This is a genomic window from Salegentibacter sp. BDJ18 (genome assembly GCF_017579965.1).
Classification (GTDB): Bacteria; Bacteroidota; Bacteroidia; order Flavobacteriales; family Flavobacteriaceae; genus Salegentibacter.
Genome location: NZ_JAFLQX010000005.1, coordinates 80,011 through 105,261 on the forward strand (window position 1 = coordinate 80,011; position 25,251 = coordinate 105,261).

26 protein-coding genes and 1 riboswitch are annotated in these 25,251 nt (G+C 36.4%); of the genes, 20 read left to right on the forward strand and 6 right to left on the reverse strand.

Features of this window, described 5'->3' with window-relative positions; genetic code table 11:
* Window positions 1-220 precede the first annotated feature (220 nt).
* Both J0871_RS05520 and J0871_RS05525 read right to left on the reverse strand, forming a co-directional pair.
* On the reverse strand, window positions 221-2,281 hold the full coding sequence (locus tag J0871_RS05520; protein WP_208224093.1) for a pitrilysin family protein: 2,061 nt from the start codon (window positions 2,279-2,281) through the stop codon (window positions 221-223).
* Between the two features lie 17 nt (window positions 2,282-2,298).
* Window positions 2,299-3,606, reverse strand: coding sequence for a pitrilysin family protein (locus tag J0871_RS05525; protein ID WP_243870399.1), 1,308 nt, complete (start codon window positions 3,604-3,606; stop codon window positions 2,299-2,301).
* 299 nt (window positions 3,607-3,905) lie between these two features.
* On the opposite strand from J0871_RS05525, the gene J0871_RS05530 reads away from it, so the two are divergent.
* The 4 genes from J0871_RS05530 (at window position 3,906) to J0871_RS05545 (ending at window position 5,719) form a co-directional block, all read left to right on the forward strand.
* On the forward strand, window positions 3,906-4,370 hold the full coding sequence (locus J0871_RS05530; protein ID WP_075325605.1) for a DUF4199 domain-containing protein: 465 nt from the start codon (window positions 3,906-3,908) through the stop codon (window positions 4,368-4,370).
* Window positions 4,371-4,473: 103 nt separating this feature from the next.
* Complete coding sequence (rplU, locus tag J0871_RS05535) at window positions 4,474-4,968, forward strand: 50S ribosomal protein L21 (protein ID WP_208224096.1); 495 nt, start codon at window positions 4,474-4,476, stop codon at window positions 4,966-4,968.
* Window positions 4,969-4,996: 28 nt separating this feature from the next.
* Complete coding sequence (gene rpmA / locus J0871_RS05540; protein ID WP_075325607.1) at window positions 4,997-5,257, forward strand: 50S ribosomal protein L27; 261 nt, start codon at window positions 4,997-4,999, stop codon at window positions 5,255-5,257.
* 114 nt (window positions 5,258-5,371) lie between these two features.
* A complete protein-coding gene (locus J0871_RS05545; protein WP_208224098.1) occupies window positions 5,372-5,719 on the forward strand; it encodes a DUF2007 domain-containing protein in 348 nt (115 codons plus the stop codon).
* A gap of 154 nt (window positions 5,720-5,873) precedes the next feature.
* Here J0871_RS05545 and ahcY read toward each other — a convergent pair whose 3' ends face one another.
* Window positions 5,874-7,190: an adenosylhomocysteinase gene (ahcY, locus tag J0871_RS05550; protein WP_208224099.1), complete on the reverse strand. Its 1,317-nt coding sequence runs from the start codon at window positions 7,188-7,190 to the stop codon at window positions 5,874-5,876.
* Window positions 7,191-7,255: 65 nt separating this feature from the next.
* Here ahcY and J0871_RS05555 point away from each other — a divergent pair, with 65 nt between their 5' ends.
* From J0871_RS05555 to J0871_RS05595, 9 genes are all read left to right on the forward strand, one after another.
* On the forward strand, window positions 7,256-7,903 hold the full coding sequence (locus tag J0871_RS05555) for a 4'-phosphopantetheinyl transferase family protein (RefSeq protein WP_208224100.1): 648 nt from the start codon (window positions 7,256-7,258) through the stop codon (window positions 7,901-7,903).
* Window positions 7,903-8,595, forward strand: a complete 693-nt coding sequence (locus J0871_RS05560) for a geranylgeranylglyceryl/heptaprenylglyceryl phosphate synthase (protein ID WP_208224101.1) — start codon at window positions 7,903-7,905, stop codon at window positions 8,593-8,595. The genes J0871_RS05555 and J0871_RS05560 overlap by 1 nt, the downstream gene beginning before the upstream one ends.
* 160 nt (window positions 8,596-8,755) lie before the next feature.
* Window positions 8,756-9,016 (forward strand): thiamine-binding protein, encoded by a 261-nt coding sequence (locus J0871_RS05565; RefSeq protein ID WP_208224102.1) that lies wholly within the window; start codon window positions 8,756-8,758, stop codon window positions 9,014-9,016.
* A complete protein-coding gene (pnuC, locus tag J0871_RS05570; RefSeq protein ID WP_075325612.1) occupies window positions 9,000-9,632 on the forward strand; it encodes a nicotinamide riboside transporter PnuC in 633 nt (210 codons plus the stop codon). The genes J0871_RS05565 and pnuC overlap by 17 nt, the downstream gene beginning before the upstream one ends.
* Window positions 9,593-10,159, forward strand: a complete 567-nt coding sequence (locus tag J0871_RS05575; protein ID WP_208224103.1) for an ATP-binding protein — start codon at window positions 9,593-9,595, stop codon at window positions 10,157-10,159. Before pnuC ends, J0871_RS05575 begins: the two co-directional genes overlap by 40 nt.
* A 2-nt stretch (window positions 10,160-10,161) precedes the next feature.
* Window positions 10,162-11,715, forward strand: coding sequence for a DUF4301 family protein (locus J0871_RS05580; protein WP_208224104.1), 1,554 nt, complete (start codon window positions 10,162-10,164; stop codon window positions 11,713-11,715).
* Between the two features lie 6 nt (window positions 11,716-11,721).
* Window positions 11,722-12,123, forward strand: a complete 402-nt coding sequence (gene arfB, locus J0871_RS05585; RefSeq protein WP_208224105.1) for an alternative ribosome rescue aminoacyl-tRNA hydrolase ArfB — start codon at window positions 11,722-11,724, stop codon at window positions 12,121-12,123.
* Window positions 12,124-12,564: 441 nt separating this feature from the next.
* Window positions 12,565-12,906 carry a hypothetical protein gene (locus tag J0871_RS05590; protein ID WP_208224106.1) on the forward strand — a complete coding sequence of 114 codons (342 nt, stop codon included), beginning with the start codon at window positions 12,565-12,567 and terminating at the stop codon, window positions 12,904-12,906.
* A gap of 421 nt (window positions 12,907-13,327) precedes the next feature.
* Complete coding sequence (locus J0871_RS05595) at window positions 13,328-14,680, forward strand: sigma-54 dependent transcriptional regulator (protein WP_208224108.1); 1,353 nt, start codon at window positions 13,328-13,330, stop codon at window positions 14,678-14,680.
* Here J0871_RS05595 and J0871_RS05600 read toward each other — a convergent pair.
* Window positions 14,670-17,084, reverse strand: a complete 2,415-nt coding sequence (locus J0871_RS05600) for an ATP-binding protein (RefSeq protein ID WP_243870400.1) — start codon at window positions 17,082-17,084, stop codon at window positions 14,670-14,672. The genes J0871_RS05595 and J0871_RS05600 overlap by 11 nt on opposite strands.
* 176 nt (window positions 17,085-17,260) lie before the next feature.
* Window positions 17,261-17,355: riboswitch (TPP riboswitch) on the forward strand.
* A 113-nt stretch (window positions 17,356-17,468) separates the two neighbouring features.
* On the opposite strand from J0871_RS05600, the gene J0871_RS05605 reads away from it, so the two are divergent.
* Complete coding sequence (locus tag J0871_RS05605) at window positions 17,469-19,850, forward strand: TonB-dependent receptor (RefSeq protein ID WP_208224110.1); 2,382 nt, start codon at window positions 17,469-17,471, stop codon at window positions 19,848-19,850.
* Between the two features lie 47 nt (window positions 19,851-19,897).
* On the opposite strand, the gene J0871_RS05610 is transcribed toward J0871_RS05605, so the two are convergent.
* A complete protein-coding gene (locus tag J0871_RS05610; protein WP_208224112.1) occupies window positions 19,898-20,329 on the reverse strand; it encodes a hypothetical protein in 432 nt (143 codons plus the stop codon).
* A 119-nt stretch (window positions 20,330-20,448) separates the two neighbouring features.
* On the opposite strand from J0871_RS05610, the gene greA reads away from it, so the two are divergent.
* The 3 genes from greA (at window position 20,449) to J0871_RS05625 (ending at window position 21,829) form a co-directional block, all read left to right on the forward strand.
* Entirely contained in the window at window positions 20,449-20,925 is a 477-nt protein-coding gene (gene greA / locus J0871_RS05615) for a transcription elongation factor GreA (protein ID WP_075325620.1), read from the forward strand.
* A gap of 104 nt (window positions 20,926-21,029) precedes the next feature.
* Window positions 21,030-21,419 (forward strand): HIT domain-containing protein, encoded by a 390-nt coding sequence (locus J0871_RS05620; RefSeq protein ID WP_037322037.1) that lies wholly within the window; start codon window positions 21,030-21,032, stop codon window positions 21,417-21,419.
* Window positions 21,419-21,829, forward strand: coding sequence for an acyl-CoA thioesterase (locus J0871_RS05625; RefSeq protein ID WP_208224114.1), 411 nt, complete (start codon window positions 21,419-21,421; stop codon window positions 21,827-21,829). The genes J0871_RS05620 and J0871_RS05625 overlap by 1 nt, the downstream gene beginning before the upstream one ends.
* On the opposite strand, the gene J0871_RS05630 is transcribed toward J0871_RS05625, so the two are convergent.
* Window positions 21,826-22,980 (reverse strand): HAMP domain-containing sensor histidine kinase, encoded by a 1,155-nt coding sequence (locus J0871_RS05630; protein WP_208224115.1) that lies wholly within the window; start codon window positions 22,978-22,980, stop codon window positions 21,826-21,828. The genes J0871_RS05625 and J0871_RS05630 overlap by 4 nt on opposite strands.
* 112 nt (window positions 22,981-23,092) lie before the next feature.
* Between J0871_RS05630 and J0871_RS05635 the strand changes: the two genes are divergently transcribed.
* From J0871_RS05635 to aat, 3 genes are all read left to right on the forward strand, one after another.
* Window positions 23,093-23,971, forward strand: a complete 879-nt coding sequence (locus J0871_RS05635) for a flavin reductase family protein (protein WP_208224117.1) — start codon at window positions 23,093-23,095, stop codon at window positions 23,969-23,971.
* Window position 23,972: 1 nt separating this feature from the next.
* Complete coding sequence (locus J0871_RS05640) at window positions 23,973-24,347, forward strand: DUF3127 domain-containing protein (RefSeq protein WP_208224119.1); 375 nt, start codon at window positions 23,973-23,975, stop codon at window positions 24,345-24,347.
* Window positions 24,348-24,466: 119 nt separating this feature from the next.
* Window positions 24,467-25,120: a leucyl/phenylalanyl-tRNA--protein transferase gene (gene aat, locus J0871_RS05645; protein ID WP_208224121.1), complete on the forward strand. Its 654-nt coding sequence runs from the start codon at window positions 24,467-24,469 to the stop codon at window positions 25,118-25,120.
* The last annotated feature ends 131 nt before the right edge of the window (window positions 25,121-25,251 follow it).

Sequence of the window (25,251 nt, forward strand, 5' to 3'; positions counted from 1 at the left end):
TCCCAAGCGGTAAGAATATGTTGGGGTCCAGGTTTAGTTGTTCATTAAAACTTATTATCGCAGAAATTAATGCTAAGCCAGCAATTACAAAAGAAATAATCCTGAAATAGGAGGGTAGAAGATGTTTATTGGTTTCAACTTCCATAAAATATAGATTTGGTTTTAAAATAAAAGAACCGACCATTGCTGGCCGGTTCTCTCTAACATTAATAAAAAATCACTATTCTTCAAAATCTTCAGCTGAAACACCTTCATTAACAAGGATCTCAGTAACATTAAATTCAAATGTTTGTGGGCCTGCAGCCTGAGTCATTTTAAAAGGAAATTTAACTCCTTCAACTTCCTGGTAATCGCTGTATCCTGTAGGGATAGACATTGTTTGCCCAGCCTGAGATACAGTTTGTACAGTTTGCATTTTTAAACCACTTTCTACGTTGTAGTAAGCTTTGTAGTTATCGCTAAGTGCCACAACATAAGCGTCTGTACCTTCAACAGTTTCAATTCCTTCTAAAGTTGCATCTCCAACCTGTAGTTCTGGGAATGGATTAGCATCTATTTTAGCAGTTTTAATTTGATCTTTGTTGTAAGGGATTTTTTGACCTTGCGCCATTACAAATCCAGCTTCACCATCAAAAATCTGTTTGCTCATAACGTTACCGCCAACAGAAACTTCCTGGTTTAGTTTACCATCCATAGTTCTTTTCATGGTTAGGTTTAAAGCCATTCCCTGTACACTAGCTTCGGCTTTCATAACTACACTTTCTACTTCTTCAACAGCATCACGTCCACCAACAGCTTCAATATAATCTGCGTAAACTTTTTCTACGGTTACTGAAGCATCAACCTCTTTAGCCTGAGGTTTTTCAACTTCCTCACCAAGTTTGTTGTAATATTTAACCGGAATTGTTTTTCCGTTAAATTCAACTTTTTCAAGGTTTTCAGCAATTTCTGAAGCTTTACCTGCAACTACAATTCTCATATTATCGGTTTGATAATATTTGTTAGCTACACGTTGAATATCATCTGCAGTAACTGCATTTATTTTCTCAAGGAAAGTTTCATAAAAATCATCTTCTAGATCGTTGGTTTTGATATTAAGCGCATAATTAGCGATAGTAGAAGGTTGTTCTAACCTTAATACGAAATCACCAGCGAATTTGCTTTTAGCGTTTTCTAACATTTCAGCATCTACAGGCTCGGTTTTAATTCTTCTAATCTCTTTTAGAGATTCTACAATTGCGCTATCGGTTACCGCGTTTCTAACGCTTGCCTGGGCAACAAATCTTGAAGCATACTTGTCTGCTCCCGTGCTTGTTCTCGCTCCGTAAGTATAACCTTTATCTTCACGAAGGTTCATATTTAAGTAACTTCCAAAACTACCCCCAAGAATTTGGTTTGCCACCAATACGGGGAAGTAATCTTCATCTGCCATTTTTAAATCTATGGTGTTTTGAAGTCTTAATTCGCTTTGTACCGCGTTTGGCATATCAACCAAGTTGATTTGTGTCTCATTCACGTTAGCTACTTTAGGTAACTCTTGTTCTTTTGGAGCACCGGCTTTCCAGTCTCCAAAATTTTTCTTTGCAAGTTTTTTTACTTCAGAAGTCTTTACATCACCAACTATAACAAGATAAGCGTTGGCAGGTTTGAAATAATTATTGTAAAAACCTTTTACGTCTTCGAGAGAAACTTTTTCAGTGTTTTCTACAGTGGCAAACTCACCGTAAGGGTGGTTAGCTCCATAGGCTAAAGCAGCACTTACACGGCTAGCGATAGAACCTACATCTTTATTAATAGATTTTAAGCTTTCAATTTGTTTGTTCTTTTCAGCTTCAAATTCTTCCTGGGTAAATTTTGGTTTTAAAGCTCCTTCAGCCATAAGCTCCATAACTCTTGGGAAAAACTTAGAAAGTGAACTAGCATAAACGCTTTCTGATCCAAAATTAACATTGGCTCCTAAAAAGTCTATTTCTTCGTTAAAATCGTCTTTAGACATATTCTCAGTTCCCGTACCCAGTAAAGAAGAAACCAAAGCAGCTGTAGCAGGTTTTTCTTCGGCGTGAGGTTTATTGTCTATAATTAGGGAAGCAGAAACTCTTGGAAGTTTGTGGTTTTCTACTACCAAAACTTTTAATCCGTTATCTAATGTAAATTCATCTGGCTGCCCAAGGTTAATCTTTGGGGCCGGTCCCGGTTCCGGTTGTTTAGAACGGTCTACCTGCGCAATTGCCGCTGTGGTCAAAAAGCAAGCTATAAATAATGTAAGTATATTAAATTTCATTCTATATTTTTTTAATGTTATTCCTTTTCGCTTTCTGGAAGGTAATCTAACTCTAAACGTTGGTTTTCGTTAAGATATTCGTTAGCTACTCTTTTAATATCTTCTCTGGTGATGTCTCTGTAGATTTCAATCTCTTCGTTAATCAGATCTGTATCCCCATAAAGTACATTGTACGTTGCTAATGAAGAAGCGATTCCCTGGATGCTACTGTTAGAATTTACAAAACGGTTCTCAAATTTATTTTGAAGTTTTTGATATTCTTTTTCTGAAATCAACTCGTTTTGAAGTTTATCAATCTCTTCATCCATAGAAGTGGCTAGAGTATCTAGTGGAGTTTCTCCTAAAGCAAGAGCACCCATAACGTAAGTTCCGTAATCTTCCTGAGATCTTGGAAACGCTAATACCTGTAGCGCGGTTTTTTCTTCGTCTACCATTTTCTTGTACATTCTTGAGCTTCTCCCATCAGTAAGAATTGAAGAGATCATATCAAGGATATAAGCATCTTTTTCTTTCATAGAAGGCGTGCGGTAAACAAATAGCTTTGCAGGAATTTGAATGTTACTATCGTATTCTGTTGCTGTAATAGTTTCAGTAATTGGTTCTTCTTTTACAGAAACTCTTTCTACTTCATTTCCCTCTGGAATTTCAGCAAAATACTTCTCGATCATTTCTTTAGTTTCATCAATTTCTATATCACCGGCAACAACTAAAGTAGCGTTGTTTGGGCCGTAATATTTATCGAAGAAAGCTTTAAATTCGTCTAGCTCGGCTGCGTCAAGATCTTCCATGGTGCCAATAACCGAGTTTTTGTAAGGGTGCTTATCAAAAACATATTTATTGATACCTGTGGAATAAATAATCTTTCCGTAAGGAGCGTTATCAATACGAGAGCGTTTTTCTTCTTTTACAACCTCGTTTTGAGTTTCTACGCCTACCTCGTTGATAACCGGGTGAAACATTCTTTCAGACTCCATCCATAAACCTAATTCAAGGTTATTAGAAGGGAAAGTCTCGTAATAATAAGTACGGTCTTGCGTGGTGTTGGCATTATTGCTACCGCCATTGGCAGCTACAATATCAAACCATTTTCCACGCTCAATGTTCTCGGTACCTTCAAATAAAAGGTGTTCAAAAAAGTGAGCAAAGCCAGAACGGCCTTCTTCTTCGTCCTTAGCACCTACGTGGTACATTACTCCAACGGTCGCCACGGGAGCCGTGTTGTCCTGATGTAAAATTACGTGTAATCCGTTGTCCAGGTCGTATTCGGTAAATTCTACCTCCTGGGCAATTCCTGCTGCGCTACAAACTAATGCAAAGGCAGCCATCTTTAAGTTTTTAATCATTTTTTAATAGATTTTTCATTAATGCATTGTATTAGTATTTGAATATCGTATTTTGTTACGGCATAATTTCAGAATAATGAAGAAATTACTGTATTTGTGCGAATAGTGTCAAAATTAACAAGCTATTAAGCTAAAAACCGGCACTTTTTTTAGAAATTTACTTTTAAAATAAAGCGGTTTCAGGTCCCGGGATTAATATTTTTCAAACTTGTAATTAGTAAATGGGTTAAAAGTTCCCCGGTCTGCAATTCGTTTAATAAATAAAACACCAACCAAAAGCTATGAAGAATTTTAGTGTTCCAATTAAATACAGTCTCATAATTGCAGTAGGACTTATTGTCTATTTTTTAATCCTATCACTCTTTAATTTACATATTTATCCTTTATTCAGTTTATTTAACGGGGTAATTATGGCTGGCGGAATGTGGCTGGCTTTAAAGGCATATAGAAGCTCCAAAGGTTCAAAGTTTAAATATCAAAAAGGTTTTATGGCCAGCCTGCTTACCGGATTTAATGCCACTATTTTATTTACCATCTTCTTTGCATTATATGCCACAGAGTTAAACCCAGATTTTTTAAATAACCTTATTAATATGTGGCGCACCGATTATGGAACCGATATTGGTATAGTGCTTTTTGTAGTGGCGGTTATGGGGTTTGCAACCAGCCTGGTGCTTACTTTAGCCTATATGCAGTTGTTTAAAGATTCCTGGAATACTAAAGAAGGACAGGAACATACTTATTAAAGTTTTTTAGGCTTTGTGAATTAATTAATTAGAAGTATATTTGCACCCGCTTGCGAAAAAAGTAAGCGTAAATTTTTAGCATAAATTAATTAATCACAACACTATGTATGCAATTGTAGAGATAGCAGGGCAGCAATTTAAAGTTGCAAAAGACCAGAAGGTGTTTGTTAACCGTCTAAGCGGAGAAGAAGGAGACAGCGTTTCTTTTGACAAAGTTCTTCTTACCGGAGATGGTGACAGCATAAACCTTGGCGCCCCGGCTATAGATGGTGCTCTTGTAGGAGCAAAAATCACCCGTCACCTTAAAGGAGACAAAGTAATTGTTTTCAAAAAGAAAAGACGTAAAGGTTACAAAAAGAAAAACGGTCACCGTCAATCTTTAACCGAAATCGTAATTGAAAGCATCGATGTAAAAGGTGGAAGTAAAGCTGCTTCAACTAAAAAAGAAGAAACACCTAAGAAAGAAGCCAAAACTGATAGTAAATCGGAAGATTTAAATCAATACACCGTAGCTGAATTGAAAGAGATGGCGAAGGAGAAAGGTCTTGAAGGCTACTCTTCTATGAAGAAAGCTGAATTAATTGAAGCTTTAAGTTAAATATTAATCTACTTAAAACTAAAGTAAAATGGCACATAAAAAAGGAGTCGGTAGTTCCAAGAACGGTAGAGAGTCAGAATCGAAACGTTTAGGCGTGAAAATTTTTGGCGGTCAGGCAGCCGTAGCCGGAAACATTATTGTTAGACAAAGAGGTACTGCACATAATCCAGGTGAGAATGTATATGCAGGAAAAGACCATACATTACACGCTAAAGTAGACGGCGTAGTAAAGTTTTCTAAAACAAAGAATAATAAATCTTACGTTTCTATAGAACCGTTTGAAGCATAAGTCTTACACTCTTATTGGAGATAAAGAATTTATTCTTAGAATTATATCGAAACCCCTTCTGAAATTCAGAAGGGGTTTTTTTGTATCTTTAATTTAGACTTTAAGTTATATGTTATGAAGTATATAGACGTTTTTCGCACCTCTGACCGAAATGAACATTCTATTATTAAAAATCTTTTTGATGATGAAAAATTAGATTACCGGTCTTACGGAGAAGCTACAGATAATGCGACCAATATAGGGGCACTTGGCAACGACGGACTTAGAATTGAAGTGGCGGAAAGCGATAGAGAAAAAGCTACAGAAATTATTAAAAGAAGTGGTTTTTTAGGCCAGTCTCATAATATATCAAACCCCAAAAGAACAAAACCTCAAGTAGGGAAATGGGTATTTGTCTTGCTGGCGGCACTCGTGGTGCTTATTGCTATTATTTTCTTTGTATGGTTTATGAGTGGTAATTAAAAATGATTTTTGTCTAAAACTTGCTTAGATCCTGAAACAAGTTCAGGGTGACGTTTAATAAATAAAAAGACCTCACAGATTTCCAAAATCTGTGAGGTCTAATTCTTAGAGATATATCTTTAAAGAGATTTCCGCCTTTGCGGAAATGACTAAATTAATATCTATAATACTCGGGCTTATATGGGCCTTGTACTTCTACGCCAATATATTTAGCCTGGTAATCTTTAAGTTCGGTTAATTCTACTCCAATTTTTTCAAGGTGAAGTTTAGCAACCTTTTCGTCTAAATGCTTCGGAAGCATATAAACTTCATTTTCGTATTTATCAGAATTTTTCCAAAGTTCAATTTGAGCCAAAGTTTGGTTGGTGAACGAGTTACTCATTACAAAACTTGGGTGGCCAGTGGCGCAACCAAGATTTACCAATCGCCCTTCAGCTAAAAGAATAATATCTTTTCCGTCTATGGTATATTTATCAACCTGTGGCTTGATTTCATCTTTAGAATCACCGTGGTTGTTATTCAGCCAGGCAACATCAATTTCATTATCAAAATGCCCAATATTACAAACAATGGTTTTGTCTTTCATCGCTTCAAAATGCTCACCTCTAACAATATCTTTGTTTCCCGTAGTGGTAATTACAATATCAGCTTTTGGTAAAACAGTTTCCAATTTTTTCACTTCAAAACCGTCCATTGCAGCTTGTAAAGCACAAATAGGATCAATTTCAGTAACAGTTACAATAGATCCGGCGCCTTTAAATGAAGCTGCAGTACCTTTACCAACATCTCCATAACCACAAACTACAACGCGTTTTCCTGCAAGCATAACATCGGTAGCGCGGCGAATAGCATCAACTGCACTCTCGCGACATCCATATTTATTGTCAAACTTAGATTTGGTAACCGAGTCGTTTACGTTAATTGCTGGCATTACCAATGTTCCGTTTTTCATTCTCTCATAAAGTCTATGAACTCCGGTAGTAGTTTCTTCTGAAAGTCCGCGGATGCCCTCAGCAAGCTCTGGGTACTTATCAAAAACCATATTAGTAAGATCGCCACCATCATCAAGAATCATATTTAGAGGCTCACGTTCTTCTCCAAAAAACAGGGTTTGTTCTATACACCAGTTAAATTCCTCTTCAGTCATTCCTTTCCAGGCATAAACGGGGATTCCTGCAGCAGCAATTGCAGCAGCAGCGTGATCTTGTGTAGAGAAAATATTACAGGAGCTCCAGGTTACATCGGCACCTAAAGAAATAAGCGTTTCAATAAGTACTGCAGTTTGCACGGTCATGTGAAGACATCCGGCAATTCTGGCTCCTTTTAAGGGTTGTTCGTTTTTATATTCTTCACGCAGGGACATTAATCCCGGCATTTCAGCTTCGGCGAGTTCTATCTCCTTCCTTCCCCAAGCGGCCAGGGAAATATCCTTAACTTTATACGCGGTATACGGCACTGTTTTAGTCGACATATTATTATATTTGAATATTAGCAATTTTTTCTTGCGCAAAAATAAGGAATCTATAACAAACCTACATGCCACTTTACAAAACAATAACAGTAAACCCGCATACTAAAGTCTTCATTTGGAAGGTAGAAGAACCTTTTGAAGATCTTAGCGAAGGGATAGAATTAACCGAACATTGCCAAAATCGCGTAAAGGGAATGAAATCTGAAATTCACCGTCGTGGTTTTATGAGTATTCGTCATTTAATGGCCGAAGCGGGCTATGTAGATCACGATTTGTTTTATGACGATTTAGGAAAACCTCATTTAAAAAATGGTAAGAATATCTCCATTACCCATTCTTTTAATTTTACAGCTATTATTTTAAGTGATGAAAAGGTGGGAATAGATATTGAAAAACGCCGCGATAAAATTCTCAAAATTGCGAATAAATTCACACCGCTTAGTGAATATCATACCGTTGCAAACGAAGAGGCTTTAATAAGAAAACTCACTATTGTTTGGGGTGCTAAAGAATCTATTTATAAAATGTATGCCGAACCGGGTCTTGGGTTTTTACAGCACATAAATGTAACCGATTTTGATTTTGATGATGCCGAAACAACAGCGAAAGTGAACTTTAAAGGAAATGAGTCTTTTTACGAGATGAATTTTTTGGAATTTGAAGGTTTTACCTGCGTGTATGGCTGGGAAGACTCGAAAAAAGTCCAGGGTTAATGCGGAAATTTTATGCTGAAATTTTCCAGGCTGCGACCAATGGAAGAAAACTACTCGCCATTTTAATAGATCCCGATAAATTTATAGAAGCGGAAACAAAATTGTACCTGAAAAAATTACCAAAACAAACTACACATATTTTTGTGGGCGGGAGTACAGTTGAAAAATCTAAAACCGGAAAAACCGTAAAAGCGATTAAAACTGAAACCGATTTGCCGGTTATTCTGTTTCCAGGAGATTATTCACAAATTACAGAAACAGCAGATGCATTGCTTTTTTTAAGCCTCCTTTCCGGAAGAAATCCTGAGTACTTAATAGAACAACAGGTGAAATCTGTAGAAAAATTAAAGAATAGCAAACTGGAAATTATTCCAACGGCCTATATTCTAATTGACGGTGGGAAAGAATGCGCGGTACAACGAGTAAGCGGTACAAAACCAATCCCCCAATCCCAGGTAGAAACTATTGTTAATACAGCTTTAGCGGGGGAATTTTCGGGAAAAAAATTAATTTATCTTGAAGCCGGCAGCGGAGCTGATTTTCCGGTTTCAGAAGAAATTATTACTGAAGTAAAAAAAGCAATAAATATTCCTTTGATAGTAGGTGGCGGAATTAGAAGTTTAGAACAACAAGAAAATGCCTACAGAGCAGGAGCTGATATGATCGTTATGGGGACAAAATTTGAAAATTAGTAAACGTCAGTCTGAATTTATTTCAGAATCTAATTTTTGAAAGTCCAAAAAAGAAAGCTTCACAAATTGTTAGTTTAAGTAACAACATTACTAATTTCAAATCTTTAAATTTGGCTTCCACGGAAAATAGACCAAAATATTCGTGGCTAAAATTCCAATCATGAAAATTTCAGTAGAATTAACCTTAAGTCCGTTGCAGGACGATTTTGAACCAAAAATCATAGATTTCATTAAAAAATTAAGGGATTCAGGATTAACTATAAAAGAAAATCCGTTAAGTACCCAGGTTTATGGAGAGTACGATGAGGTGATGAATTTATTGAATTCAGAAATCAAAAATGTTTTTGAAGCCATTGATAACGGACTTGTTTATATAAAAATTGTAAAATCTGATCTTAGCGACTATGCAGCCGATTTTTGATTTTTTCTTTGATCAGTATTACGGGTATTCTACTTTATTTATTATCCTGGAAGTAATTGCGGTAATTTTCGGCTTTCTTTCGGTCATTTATTCCAAGCAAAATAATATTCTGGTTTATCCCACCGGGATTATAAGTACCATGATATTTGTTTATTTACTCTGGCAATGGGAATTGCTGGGAGATATGATGATTAACGCCTATTATTTTTCTATGAGTATTTATGGTTGGTATATTTGGACAAGAAAAGTAGATAAAGAACATTATACACCCATAACCAATACTACCAGAAAGGAGAACTGGCAAAGTCTGTTTATTTTTATTGCGACCTTGCTTTTTGTATTCGCTGTTTACGAGTATTTTGATAAATGGAACAACTGGACGGCCTATGTAGACACGTTTACAACCGCTATTTTCTTCGTGGGAATGTGGCAAATGGCCAATAGAAAGATTGAAAACTGGATTTTCTGGATTATTGGCGATGTTATTTCTGTGCCCCTCTATTTCTATAAAGGTTTTACTTTAACGGCACTTCAATATTTTGTTTTTACTATAATCGCTATATACGGCTATAAAGCATGGCAGAAAAACTTGCGCAACGACCTTCGTCCGTCTTAAAAGTGGTTCTTTTTGGACCAGAATCTACGGGAAAAACCACCCTGGCAGAGATGCTGGCAAAACATTATAATACGCTTTGGGTAGAAGAATTTATGCGGGATTATCTTCAGGAAAAATGGGATAATGAGCAAAGAGTTTGCGAACTAAAAGATATGATTCCCATTGCTGAAGGCCAAATAAAACGTGAAAATGCGCTTACTAAAAAGGCTAATAAACTCCTAATTAGCGATACCGATCTTTTAGAGCTAAAGGTTTATTCTGAAGCCTATTACGAAGGGTTTTGCGATCCTCAACTTCTTAAACATGCGTTAAACAACATTTACGATCTCTACTTTTTAACGTATATTGACGTACCGTGGACGCCCGATGACCTTCGGGATAAACCAGAAGACCGTATTGGGATGTTTAAAAGGTTTGAAGCTGCTCTTAAAAACAGTAAAAAACCTTACGTGATTCTAAAAGGAGATTTAGAGGAACGTTTTAAAACTGCGGTAAATAAAATTGACGAACTTTTAAAAAACAAATAGACGTGGAGTTTAGCGAAATAGACATTTTGCAAATTGAGGAAAAAGGATTATCAACCCAGGAGGTTGAAAGACAAATCCAGATATTTGAAAGAGGAAATATAAAAGTAGATATTCAACAGGCGGCAACCGTAGGGAATGGCATTTTTGCCTATTCAGTAGAAGATCAGAAAAAATATATTCAAACATTTGAAGATAAAAAGGAGCATTTAGACCTTTTAAAATTCGTGCCCGCTTCTGGTGCTGCAACGCGAATGTTTAAGGCATTTCACAATTTTGCAGATGAATTTGATCCTGAAAAAACAAGCTTACGCGATTATTTAGACAGTAAGGATGATAAAAACCTTCAGTTGTTTTTTGAGAAAATGGATAAACTTCCATTTTATAAATCCGCTTCCAAAAAAGCCAAAGAAAATCACCCAGATTTTTCAGAAAAATCTAATGACGAGCGACATTTAATTTTGGTGAAAACCATGTTGTATGAAAACGGACTTGGGTTAAGCGACTTGCCAAAAGGTTTGGTTCCATTCCACCAGTATAACGATTATACCGCTACCGCTTTTGAAGAGCATTTGCATAGTGCGGCGAAATATCTTTCGGTAAACGGCGTCACAAAACTACATTTTACCGTAGCTGAAGGTGATAAAGAAAAGTTTGAAGAAGAATTTGAAAACATTAAAGAAAGAGTAGAAGAGGCCAATCACACTAAATTTGAAATCTCTTATTCTTACCAGGATCCAAAAACCGATACTATTGCGGTAGATAAAGATAATAATCCCTTTAGAGACGAAGATAACAGGATTTTCTTTAGACCAGGCGGGCACGGGGCATTAATAGAAAACCTGAATAAACAAGAAGCCGATCTTATTTTTGTTAAAAATATAGATAACGTGGTCGTTAATACCAATTTGCCAAAAGTGGTAGAAATGAAAAAAATGCTTGGTGGTAAATTAATAGCGCTTCAAAACCAGGTTTTTGAATATATGCAAAACCTGGACGGTGGGAATAATTCTGAAGCTAAATTAGACGAGATTGCTGAATTTTTGGAGAATGAACTGTTTGTAAAGGTAACTTCATCTTTTAACAAATTTACGGGCGAAGAAAAAACGCAATATTTATGTAAAAAATTAGACCGCCCATTAAGAGTTTGCGGAATGGTGAAAAACGAAGGTGAACCCGGCGGCGGACCTTTCTTGGTTAAAAATGAAGATGGAGAGATCTCGCTTCAAATTATTGAAGGTGCGCAAATAGATAAAAATAATTCAGAGCAATTAGAGATTCTAAATAATTCTACACATTTTAATCCGGTAGATATAGCTTGTAGCCTTAAAAACCATAAAGGAGAAAGTTTTGATCTTAATAATTATGTAGATGAAAATATGAGTTTTATTGCAGATAAAACCAAAGACGGCAAACCTCTAAAAGCCCTGGAGCGCCCTGGCTTATGGAATGGCGGTATGGCTTACTGGAATACGGTTTTTGTAGAAGTTCCGGTAGAGACCTTTAACCCGGTAAAAACGGTAGCCGATCTTTTAAAACCCTCTCATCAGGCCAAATAATTTGTTTTGGACGAGCAACAAATAACACGGGAACTTAGTTTTAAAGCCGTGCGCAGTTCTGGTGCCGGCGGGCAGCACGTTAATAAAACTTCTTCTAAAGTTGAACTTTATTTTGATTTAGAAGCTTCAGAAGGACTTTTAGAAGAAGAGAAAGCGAGATTAATTAAAAAACTGGCTACTCGATTAACCAAAGAGAACCTTTTAATTCTCAATAGTGAAGAAAGTAGAAGTCAGCATAAAAACAAAGAGCTGGTAGTTGCAAAATTTTTTGAATTACTTCAGGAGAATATTAAAAAACCAAAACCAAGAAAGAAAACTAAACCCAGCAAAGCTGCAAAGTTAAAACGCCTAAAAGCGAAAAAGATCAATGCCGAAAAGAAAGCCCGAAGAAACGATCCTTTAAAATAAGTGAGACCTTTTTCTACATAAGTGTAGAAAAATTCTACAACAATATCCCTGGTTTTGTGGAAACCTAAAAACAATAAAATTTTAAAATGTTAATTTTCAATAGATTAAAATTGTAGGATTTTACTGGTACAATTTTTTATATGTAATTATTGCTAAATTAATATTAAATATAGCAGCTTAAGATACTGTTGTATAATTTAGATTTTCGGAGAAAAAGAGGCCTTAGGGTCTCTTTTTTTGTTTCATAAAATTGGTAATTCTACATTTCTACATAATGTTCTCTTAAAAACCCCAGCTTTCTACATAACAAATTCCCAATTAATTTAGTGTATATTTTGTAAAAAGCTTATTGTTAGATAGTTAGTTAATATTATGAGACTTTGGTATAATTCTTCCTTTATACCTATCATATTTAAACCACAAACTTAAAACCTTATTATTATGAAAAAGCTAGGATTAACCTTAATGGCTGCAGCCGGAATGTTCTTATTCAGTCAAAATGCACAAGCGCAGGTAGAAGAGCCAGAAGAAATGGAACAAATTGAGAGTGTAGAAGAAGCTCAGGAAACAAAAGACGATTATAAAGAAGTTGATGTATTGGCACTTCCGCAAGCAATTAAAGATGCGGTAATGACCGATATGAATGGAGCCGTAGCTGAAGAAGCCTGGGTAAAAGAAAAAGAGGGTAAGAAAGTATATAAACTATCACTTAATGTAGATGGTGAAAAGAAAAAAGCTTACATCGATGCTGAAGGAAATTGGATCGAAAAAGAAGAGAAATAGATTAACTACTTGCTAACTAACCTTAAATTTCCGTTGGATATATTTACCCTACAAACTTCCAACGGAAATTTTTTTAAGAAATTTTAGCTGGAATTTAAGAGAAACCAACTCCTTCGGCACCAGAAAATAACATAAAGTAAGTAGAAAATTCTGTATATTTAGGGTAGAATGTAAACTTGAACGGTTTTAGGACCTTTGGGACCTGCTAACTAACACTTTTAGCCGTTTAAGTTAAGCTGAAAGATTTATGACGATTTACTTAATGTAGTCTGGAAAATGGATACCACCCAATGACACTTTTTAATAAAAATTTAGATTGTCATTGATAGAGACCTTTAACGAGGTCTCTTTTTTTTATGCTTATTTTAAACCCAATGAATTTTAGATTGTTAAATTTGCAAGACGATTTAAATTAAGATCAATGACAAAAATTCTTATAGTTGAAGATGATGTTCCTTTTGGGACTATGTTGAAAACATTTTTAATCAAGCGCGACTATGAGGTTGAATTGGTTTTTTCTGGCTTAGAAGCTTTTAAGAAACTTAAAGCTAATTTTTTTAACCTTATCCTTTCAGATGTAAGATTGCCAGACACTAGTGGTCTTGATATCTTAAAACAGGTAAAGTTAGATAATGCTGGTACGCAGGTTATTATCATGACCAGTTATGCTGAGATTAGCATGGCCGTAGAAGCTATGAAAAATGGTGCTTTCGATTATGTTTCCAAACCATTTAGACCAGAATCTATTTTACAAACAATAAAAAATGCTTTAACCCATACAGAAGTACAACCCGCTGTTGAAAAAAGACCCGAGAAAACACAAAAAACAGATTCTTTGCAAGGGACAAGTTTTGTGAAAGGCGTTAGTGAAGCTGCTTTAAAACTAAGTGATTATATAGAATTAGTAGCTCCCACCAATATGTCGGTTTTAATTATGGGAGAAAGTGGAACCGGAAAAGAACAGGTTGCAAAAAGTATCCATAAACAAAGTAAACGTGCTGATGCTCCTTTTATCGCTGTAGATTGTGGTGCTATTCCTAGAGAACTGGCGTCCAGTGAATTTTTTGGTCATTTAAAAGGATCTTTTACCGGTGCTATAAACGATAAAACCGGGCATTTTGAAGCTGCAAACGGTGGTACACTTTTTCTTGATGAAATTGGAAACCTAAGTTATGAACTCCAGGTGCAACTCCTACGAGCTTTACAGGAAAGAAAAATAAAACCGGTAGGAAGTAATAATGAAATTCAGGTAGATATAAGGGTGATCACGGCCACTAACGAAGATCTTGCACAAGCGGTGAAAGAAGGGGAGTTTAGGGAAGATCTTTATCACCGTCTTAATGAATTCTCTATTAAAGTTCCTGCTTTAAAAGAGCGTAAAGAAGATTTAATGCTTTTTGCTGAATATTTTCTGGAAGAAGCCAATGCTGAATTGGAAAAAAATGTGATTGGTTTTACCGAAAGTGCTATTGAAGCTTTTAAAAACTATAACTGGCCGGGAAACCTAAGGGAGTTAAAGAATATGGTAAAACGTGCGGTACTGCTAACGCAAGATGATATGATTCCTCTTAAAGTATTGCCCCATGAAATAGCCACTGCCTCCCAATCTAATACAGAAACCGAATACGGTCTATTTAAAAATAAGAACGAAGAACAACTTATTTTAGACGCTTTGGAGAAAGCTGGTGGTAATAAAAGTAAGGCGGCAAGATTACTTTCTATAGATCGTAAAACCCTTTATAATAAGCTAAAACAATACGATATTAAACTTTAATCTCCTGCTCCAGTTCTTCCATTAAATTTAAAATGTCAGCTTTTAGCTGCAGAAATTCTTCATCAGAAAAAACTTCTTGTTGTTCCAGTCTTTCAAATTGCCCTGCCTGCTGCCTGGCATTTATTTGTTTTAACATAGGCACCATTTTATGCGCGAGGCGCGCTACCTCTTTAGCATCATTTTTCTTCCTGGCAAGGGCAATAAGTTCAATTTGCGATCTGGAACTTTCTATGAAAGCTTCTAAAATGGTTTGTACTGCTTTTTGATCTCCAGCCGAAAAATCATAAATGTCCTGCAAATCATAAGTGTTGTTTGTAGAATTCTGGAGGTTATTATTTACTTTTTGCTTCAGGTCAAGTTTAAAAATTTCGGCAATACTTTGTTGTAATTTTCCGGGTTTATATGGTTTTAAAAGGCTTTTGTTAAATCCGGCAAGTTTATAAGTTTCAGCATCAATATCGGTCCTGCCAGATAAAGCTATTACCGGTAATTCACTTACTTTATATTTTTTCCTGATATTTTTAATAAGATCAAAACCATCCATTTCTGGCATTTGAATATCGGTTAAAACCAAAGAATAGTTTTTATTTTCCAGTTTTTTCAGTGCGTCATTTCCGTTTAGAGCACTGTCGCATTGCATTCCCATAGATTTTAGCAATTCCCGCGTTAAAGAAAGCTGCGATGGTTCATCATCAACAATAAGTGCTGTTTTACCGCTTAGGTCTGGCATTTCTGAAATTGATACTTCTGCAGTTATTGTTGCCTCAACAGGAAGTTTTCTAACGGGAATAAAAACTGTAAATTCACTACCTTCTCCCTGTTCACTTTCAAGCTTTAGATCACCTTTTAGTAATTCGGTAAGACTTTTTGTGATAGTAAGTCCCAAGCCGGTACCGCCATATGCTTTTTCAATTTTCGTATTTTCCTGTGAAAATTCTTCAAAAATCTCCTCCTGTTTTTCTTTGGAAATTCCTATCCCGGTGTCTTTTACCGAAATAATTAGACAATAGCTATCTTCAATTTCTTTTTTAAGATGAATACCTACTCTTATTTCTCCTTCGTGGGTAAATTTACAGGCATTAGTGATGAGGTTGGCGATAATTTGTTTTATTCTAAAGGGATCACTAAGCACCTGGGTATCGGTTTCTTCTGAAGCTTCAAAAATCACCTCCACCTTTTCATTCTTTGTGGCCGGCAAAGAGTTATAAACGGTGTCTCTTATAAGTTTTGCGGGGTTAAAAGGAAGTTTTTCCACAGTCATTTTACCGGCTTCAAGCTTAGAAAGATCCAATAAATCGTTTACTAAATGCAGAATAAAATGAGAGGATTTCTTCACCTGATCCATATAATGCGACTGCTTGCTATTTAGCGAAGATTTTTCAATTAGATCTGTGTAGCCAATAAGTGTGTTTAGTGGTGAGCGTAAATCGTGGGTAATTGCGGCCATAAATTGCTCACGTTTCTTTAGCAAACTTTCAGCAAAATCTTTGGCTTCTTCTAATTCTCTTCGGTATTGCTGACTTTTAGTAATATCCTGAATTATAAAAATAAGAGACAGCAAAATAATTAAGAAACTCACAATTCCTGCGATAAGGAAGATTTGCGAACTTTCTTCAATCATATTTTGAGAGATTTTGGCGCGTTGTATAGATGCTTCCCGTTCTTCCTGCTCAATTTTTCCAAGCAAACGTCTTAGCTGCTGGTTAATAATCATATCGTTTTCAAGGAATTGCTGTTCCTTTTCGTCTACCGTGTTTTGAAACCTCCTATTGGCAATCTCCAATTGGCTTAGTACATTTCTAACCGAACCAATAATAGAATCGGCGGTGCGGTTCGTGAGTTGTTCAGCGTTATCTTCCCGGGAATATTCCAGCAACCTAATTAATAACCTGCGCTGGTGCGGTTCCAGGTTGGAGAAACGTTGCCTGTAATTGTAGTCGTTAAAAGAAGGGTCTACTTTTCTAAGTTCATTTAAAACCTGTGAATAATAATTTTGGTTACGTTGCTGCTCCCTTAACTTGTAAAGTTCCTGGAGGTTGGAGGTTTTGTCTGAAAGCAATTCAGCAATGCTGTCTAATTCATTTTTCATAGAATTATCAGAATAGCTATTTTTTAAATTTTGGATATCAAGTTGAATGCTGTCTATTTGAAGTTGATACTTTTCCAAATCGGCTTCATTTCCGGTTTGAATAAGCTGCCTGCTTAAATTTTCGGTTTCAAAAAGACTGGTAGTAATATCACTTAGCAGAAATAATTGCTCATTATTGTTACTGTTATTTTCTGAAATTTCACTAAAAGCAACCACCTGTTTCCATACAAACCATACGGCAAGGGCTGCCAGAGCGGCTATCAAAAGATATCCGCCAATCACTTTATAAGTTATTGACTGCTTTGTGTTTCGCATAAAATTGTTACCACCAAAATTACACCATTTAAACGAAATGAAAATAGCATAATCCTGGATCTTAGAATTTTTGTACCTGTTTAAATTTTAAGCCCTTTGCTAAGCTAATGGTTTATAGGGCTTAATTATTGGTTCAAAAATTATGGGAATTCCATAAAAGCTTTATACATTTGCCGCAAATCTCAAAGGGGTGCCACTTAAGTGTGGCTGAGATCATACCCAAAGAACCTGGGCAGGTAATGCTGCCAAGGGACACGCGCAAGTAGCGCAAACGTATGTTACTCCTGAAAATGCCAAAACACCGGTGGGCAATTTCAGGATTTTTTTTATCTAATTTTAACCAAAGAATAATAGCCCCTTTTATTCGTAAATAATTTATTACGAATGAAATCTTTATTATTTTTTACCGGCCTCTGCTTAATTTCATTGCAAGCCGTTGCTCAAACTCACACTTTACAGGGCACAGTCACCCGTGGCGAAACTCCGGTTGAAGGAGTCGCAGTTTATGCTGTAGAACCAGCCGATGGCACCACTACCGATGAGAATGGAAGGTACAGGCTTAAGCTCGAAGAAGGTGAGTACAACCTGGTATTTTCCTATGGAAACCAAAAGACCTTAAAAGTAAAACTGGATCAGGATAAAACTCTGGATGTAGATCTTAGCGATGTACAGGAGGTTTTAGACGAGGTTTTTCTTTCTTCGGTGCGGGTAAGCGCAAAATCGCCAATAACCTACAGCAATCTTACTAACGAAGAGATTGAAGATAGAAACCTGGGACAGGATATTCCTGTGTTAATGAATTATATGCCAAACGTGGTGACTACCAGTGATGCTGGAGCAGGTGTGGGTTATACCGGGATTAGGGTTAGAGGTAGCGGCCCCACCAGTACAAATGTTACCATAAACGGAATTCCTTATAACGATGCCGAAAGTCTTGGAACTTTTTGGGTAAATCTTGGAGATTTTGCCTCTTCTGTAGAAAATCTGCAACTGCAAAGAGGGGTGGGAACTTCTACAAATGGCGCAGGAGCTTTTGGTGCCAGCCTAAACATTTTAACCGATGGTTATAGCAAAGAAGCAAATGCAGAAATTGCCAATAGCTACGGTTCTTTTAATACACACAAGCACACCGTGAAATTCAGTACAGGGCTTATAGACGATCATTGGGAATTTGCAGGTCGAGCTTCTCAAATAAAAAGTGACGGCTATATAGATCGTGCCAGTAGTGATTTAAAGTCTTATTTTCTGCAAGGAACTTATGTAGACGAAAACACCTTAGTAAAAGCCATTACTTTTGGCGGAAGTGAAAGAACTTACCAGGCCTGGTACGGAATTGATGCTGAAACTCTGGAAAATGATAGAACTTACAATCCCGCCGGGGTTTATACCGATGATGAAGGAAATACTAAATTTTACGATAATCAAACCGATAATTACAAGCAGGATCATTATCAGTTATTGTGGAATCAGGAGTATAACAAGAACTGGTCTTCTAACCTTGCTTTTCATTATACTTACGGGCGCGGTTATTATGAAGAATATGAAGAAGACGCTACTTTAAATGAATTTGGGCTGGAGAATTTTCAGGCCGAAGGTGAAGAAGTAACCACTTCAGATCTTGTAGGAACCAAATGGCTGGATAATCATTTCTTCGGAAGCGTTTTCAGTCTAAATTATCAGGATCAGGATTGGGATGTGATTTTTGGCGGTGGCTGGAACCGATATATTGGAGACCATTTTGGAGAAGTAATTTATACTCGTTTTGCCAGGAATAATGATCCTTATGAGCCGTATTATGAAAATACAGGAACAAAAACCGATTTTAATCTCTACGGAAAAGCCACGTATGCAGTTTCAGAAAAACTGGCGGCTTATTTAGACCTGCAGGTAAGAACCATAGATTATGAAACCGAAGGAATGCTATCTGAAGGTACTCAATTTCTGGTAGATGATTCATTTACCTTTTTTAATCCCAAAGCCGGATTAACTTATGCCTTAAACGATCAAAATCAGTTCTATTTTTCTTATGCCCGTGCTAATAGGGAACCACGCCGCAGCGATTACGAAAATGGCGAACCTGCACACGAAGAATTAAACGATTTTGAATTAGGGTGGCGCCATAATACACCATCGGTTCAACTAAACACCAACCTTTATTATATGGATTATCAAAACCAATTAGTACTTACTGGTGGTATTGATGATGTTGGCGCTTTTATTCGTGAAAATAGCGGAAATAGTTATCGTTTAGGTTTGGAAATAGATGCAGTAATTAGGCTTTCAGATAAAATATTTGTTAGACCAAACCTGGCTTTAAGCCGAAATAAAAATGTAGATTTTGTTTCTACCTGGAATGGAGAATTAGTTGATTTTGGAAATACAGATATTTCCTTCTCTCCTTCTATAGTAGGAGGAAACCGGATTACTTACCTACCCGCAGAAGGATTAGAATTAAGCCTTCTTTCAAAATATGTAGGAGAGCAGTATATGAGTAATATTGAAGCCGAAAACTCTAAGCTGGACGCTTATTTTGTGAACGATTTTAATATTCAGTATACCTGGCGAAATGCCCCTTTATTTAAAGAAGTTGTTTTTACAGGTTTAGTAAATAATATCCTGGGAGAAGAATATGTTTCTAATGGATATTACTACACATTTAATGTAGAAAACCCAGACACTACTACAGGTTTACAAACCTTAGATGGTGCGGGTTACTATCCGCAGGCCACCACAAACTTTTTAGCCGGAATTAATTTGAAATTTTAATTTGTTTGTCGCCTCTCTCCTCCTTATTACCAGGATGGGGGAGGTTTTTAATTATAAACCTCAATAGTATTATTACGGCGCTCAATTCGGTAAGGTTTCATAGAGTATTCTCCTTCCCCTTCCATTAATTCACCGGTAATTATATTATAAGAATTTGCATCTTCACAGTTACAGGTAGCAATAATTCCTTCAACCGTCATTGCAGAACAATTATTCGGCGGATGATTGGGGTCGCTTAATTCAAAAGCGGTGTATTGTGAATTATTGATATTATACACCACCACACCCTTTATGCCTTCGTTGTAGGTAGTAAAGCTATTCCCAGGAAACTGAAGATCATTATATTCAGGAAAATCCAGGTTTAGTTGAAGTCTAAAATTTAAATCTATTAGGTTCGGGTTATTAAAGTCATTGTCATCATTGGTGGAGCAGGCGCTAAAAATTACTGAAAAAAGAAGGAAAAAAAGAGGTTTTTTCATGATATCGGCAATTTTTTCGCTAAATATTATTATTGTTTTCAAGGCGTAAATTTATTATATTTGTTAAACAAATCCCGTCGTGCTATGGGATTTTTTCTATTTATATAAACGATGAAGTTATGAGCAAAGTATCTTATTATACTGAAGAGGGATTAAAAAAGTTGAGGGATGAACTTAATCAGCTACGTGATGTAGAACGGCCAAAGGCTTCAGAAGCTATTGCCGAAGCCCGTGATAAAGGAGATTTAAGTGAGAATGCAGAATATGATGCTGCCAAGGAAGCTCAGGGGCTCCTGGAAATGAAGATCTCAAAATTAGAAGAAGTGGTGGCCAATGCAAGAGTTATAGACGAATCTCAATTAGATACTTCTAAAGTGTTGGTGCATTCCCACGTGAAAATAAAAAACCAAACAAGCGGTGCCGAAGTAAAATATAAACTCGTAGCCCAAAGTGAAGCCGATTTAAAAACGGGTAAAATCTCGGTAGATTCTCCTATAGGAAAAGGATTACTCGGTAAAGAAGTTGGGGATACAGCTGAAATAGATGTACCCAGCGGTAAGATGAAATTTGAAATTTTAGAAATCTGGAGAGAGTAAGTTTCCGGTATTTAACAGTTTGCGAAATCCTTTTCCAATACCTTTAACTAAGGTTCTGTGAAAAGGATTTTATATTTATATATACTAACCAATTCAAAAATATTATGGCCAGTTTATTCACTAAAATAGTACGGGGAGAAGTGCCTGCTTACAAAATCGCAGAAGATAGTCAGTTTTTAGCTTTTCTAGATGTTAATCCAAATGCAAAGGGACATACTTTATGTATTCCGAAGAAAGAAGTGAATAAGATCTTTGATTTGGAAGAAGAGATGTACCAGGAATTAATGCGTTTTTCCCGCAAAGTAGCCATCGCTTTAGAGAAAACGGTAGAGTGCAAGCGCGTGGGAATGGCCGTTGTTGGGCTTGAAGTTCCGCATGTTCACGTACATCTTATCCCGTTAAATTCTATGAGCGATATGGATTTTTCTAAAAGCGTAAAAATGGAAGAAGAGGAATTTAAAAAACTGGCAGAATCTATTCACGTTAATCTTTAATGGAAAGCGAAACGTATAAGTTAAAGCTGGAGCTTAGAATAGATTGGAGCGATTTAGATATGTATAAGCACGTAAATAATATCTCGTTTATGCGATATATGCAGTCGGGTCGAGTAAATTTTTGGGAAGCTTCAGGTATTTACGAGATGTATGAGAATACCAATATGGGAACTATGTTGGTTTCTACACATTGCGATTTTAAAAAGTCACTGTATTACCCCGGGAAAGCTATAGTAAAAACCAGGATAGATTTTATAAAAAATTCCAGTTTTGGTTTAAAACATCTTATTCTAAATGACACTAATGAAATTTGCGCTGAAGGTAAAGATGTAGTGGTTTGCTATGATTTTGAAAAAGATAAGACCTTTAGGATACCAGAAGATTTAAGAACCCAACTTTCTAAATTCTAAACTTTCCTGAGGGAAATTTTAAAAGTTGTGCCTTTTTTTATTTCGCTTTCTTCTACTTTTATTCTCCCGTGGTGATAGCCTTCAATAATTCGTTTTGCTAAAGATAAGCCAAGACCCCAGCCTCTTTTTTTTGTGGTATGCCCGGGTTCAAAAACGAGTTTAAATTTATTTTTATCAAGTCCTTTTCCCGTATCTTTTATAAAGATATGCGCCCATTTCTGTTCCTCTTTAATTTGAATATGCAATTTCCCTTTTCCGCGCATTGCGTCTATGGCATTTTTCACCAGGTTTTCTATAGTCCAGCTGTAAAGTTGTGAATTTAACATTACCGGGATATGTCCTTTAGGGACATCAATGGAGAATTCAATAAGCCGGGAGCTTCTTGTTTTTAAATAATCAAAACTGTTTTGAGTTGCTTCAATAATATTGGTTTTTTCCAGAATTGGAGACGAACCTATTTTAGAAAAACGTTCAGTGATGGTTTCAAGACGGTCAATGTCTTTTTCCATTTCAACAATGTAAGATTCTTTTACATTTTCCTGTTTCAGGATTTCGGTCCAGCCAATAAGCGAAGATAAGGGAGTGCCAATTTGATGTGCAGTTTCTTTCGCCATCCCGGCCCAGAGCTTATTCTGTTCGCTATTTTTCGTTGTGGTATAGAAAAAATAAACCACCCCAATAAATAGAAAACCTATAAGAACCAGCCCAACGGGATAATACTTAAGACTGTTTAAAACCGGGGAATTGCCGTAATAAATATACTGTTGCTCTCCATTTCCCAGGTTTATAATTATAGGGGCATTTTCTTCCTTTAAATTTTCAAGAAGTCGTTGCGCTTGTTTCTCATTTTCTAATTTATCGGGATCAATATTAGTAGTGTAGGCAATATCTCCATCGGTATCGGTATGGATTATGGGAATTGTGGTGTTGTTATTTAAAATTTCAAGAATAAGATCAAGATCGGCATCGGCCGGTGGCGGGTCCCGGTCTAAAGCTTCCTGCGCTTTGGCCCAAATATTCATTTTAGCCCGTTCATCTTGTTTTAAACGCTGAAAAAAGATGGTAGTATTCCATAAAACCAGGCCTACTACTATAAAACACGAGATAATAATAAACCAGCGATTAAAAGTGCGTTCGTCTGTGAAGTTCATACAGGCTTCTAAGCTTTAAAGGATTTAAAGATAAGCGTTTTTAAACGAATTTTATTGCGTGTCCCGGCTTTTCATTCCCTATTGGTTTCGTTACCTTTGCCAAAAAACAAGTATGCTTACAATAGATCCTAAAGAGGTGAGCACAGGCAAGCTTCATCGCTATTTGCTTGGTGCCATTGGGCCCAGGCCTATCGCTTTTGCCAGTACAATAGATACTAAAGGCCGGCCAAATTTATCGCCTTTCAGCTTTTTTAATGTTTTTGGATCTAATCCTCCTACCTTAATTTTTTCCCCGGCGAGAAGAGGCAGGGATAATACGGTAAAGCATACCTACACTAATGTTAAAAATATTGATGAGGTGGTAATCAATATTGTAAATTACGATATTGTTCAGCAAATGTCACTTTCCAGTACCGAATATGCCGAAGGTGTAAATGAGTTTGAAAAAGCAGGTTTTACAATGCTAAAATCTGATCTTGTGAAACCATTTCGGGTGGCAGAATCGCCGGTACAATTTGAATGTAAAGTGAAGCAGGTTATTGAAACCGGCCAGGAAGGCGGTGCCGGGAATCTTGTGATTTGCGAAGTCCTTAAAATGCATATTAATGAAAGCATTTTAGATGATGACGGATTTATAGATCAACATAAAATAGACCAGGTGGCCAGAATGGGTGGTAATTGGTACACCCGTGCCAATATGGGAATGTTCGAGGTGCCAAAGCCGCTTTCCAGTTTAGGAATAGGTATAGATGCCATTCCTGCAGAAATTAGGGAAAGTAAAACCTTAACCGGGAATGATCTTGGTAAATTGGGGAATGTTGAAGCGCTGCCAAAAGATGAAGAAATTGCAGGTTTTATAGCTGAAAATAAAGATTTAGCTGAATTAGTAAAAGCAAATAACAAAACAGATATTCATACCCGGGCACAATTGTTTTTAGAGAAAAACAATACTGATGCTGCCTGGAAATTATTATTAGCAAAAACAGATTAAAATGGAAGTACAAGGCAAGATTAAGTTAATTGGTGAAACCAAGACCTTTGGAAATAATGGGTTTAGAAAGAGAGAAGTAGTGGTAACTACAGAGGAGCAATATCCACAACATATTATAATAGAATTTGTTCAGGATAAAACAGATTTGCTTAATACCTTTCAGGTAGGCCAACCGGTAAAAATTGGAATTAACCTTAGAGGTAGAGAATGGGTAAGTCCGCAGGGAGAAACCAAATATTTTAACTCTATCCAGGGTTGGAGAATAGAAAATCTACAGGCAGACCAGCCGGCAGGTGGGCAAAATGTTCCGCCACCAGATAATTTTGAACCTGCAAACAACTTAAACGAAGAAGATTACGACGATCTTCCTTTCTAAAAAATCCTTACCGGATTTAGAAATAATTTCGTTTCATATTATAAAAAGCTTAGCATCCTCTTAAGAGGGCTAAGCTTTTTCTTTTTGTACTTTTCTTATTCATCTAAAATCCCTGATAATTGCATTATTTACAACATAACGAAAAATTTCCACCTATTTCTGAAGCCGATGAACAGGGACTATTGGCTATTGGAGGCGATTTAAGTATTCCACGTTTAATTTATGCATATAACCACGGAATTTTTCCCTGGTATGACGATTCTCAACCTGTTCTTTGGTGGAGTCCAGATCCCAGGATGGTGCTTTTTCCCGAGAAATTGAAGGTTTCTAAGAGTATGAAGAAACTATTTAAAAAAGAAGCTTTTAAAGTAACTTTTGACCAAGATTTTGAACGAGTTATAGAAGCTTGCGCAGAGATCCGGAGGGAAGGCCAACATGGAACCTGGATAACTCCAGAGATAATTAAAAGTTATAGAGAATTACATGAATTTAATCTTGCCCGCTCTGTAGAGGTTTGGCAGGATGATAACCTGGTGGGCGGACTTTACGGAATTTATCTTAAAGAACAACAGGTGTTTTGCGGTGAAAGTATGTTTGCCAGGGTTAGTAATGCTTCTAAATACGGTTTTATAACCCTGGTTAATCAGTTAAAAGATGAAGGTGTTAAACTCATAGATTGTCAGGTTTACACCAAACACTTAGAAAGCCTTGGCGCTGAGGAAATTTCGAGAGCCAGGTTTCTTAAATATTTAGAAATTCCTATTGAAGATTAATATTAAAGACACTATCCCGCAAAGTGTGTAAAGTTAAAATAACAGGGGTTGGACTTTTTAAAGTCTGACCCTTTTTTCATAGATCGTAAGGAACTGATTTAAAATAATGCCCCAGTTCCTAATTGGCATTG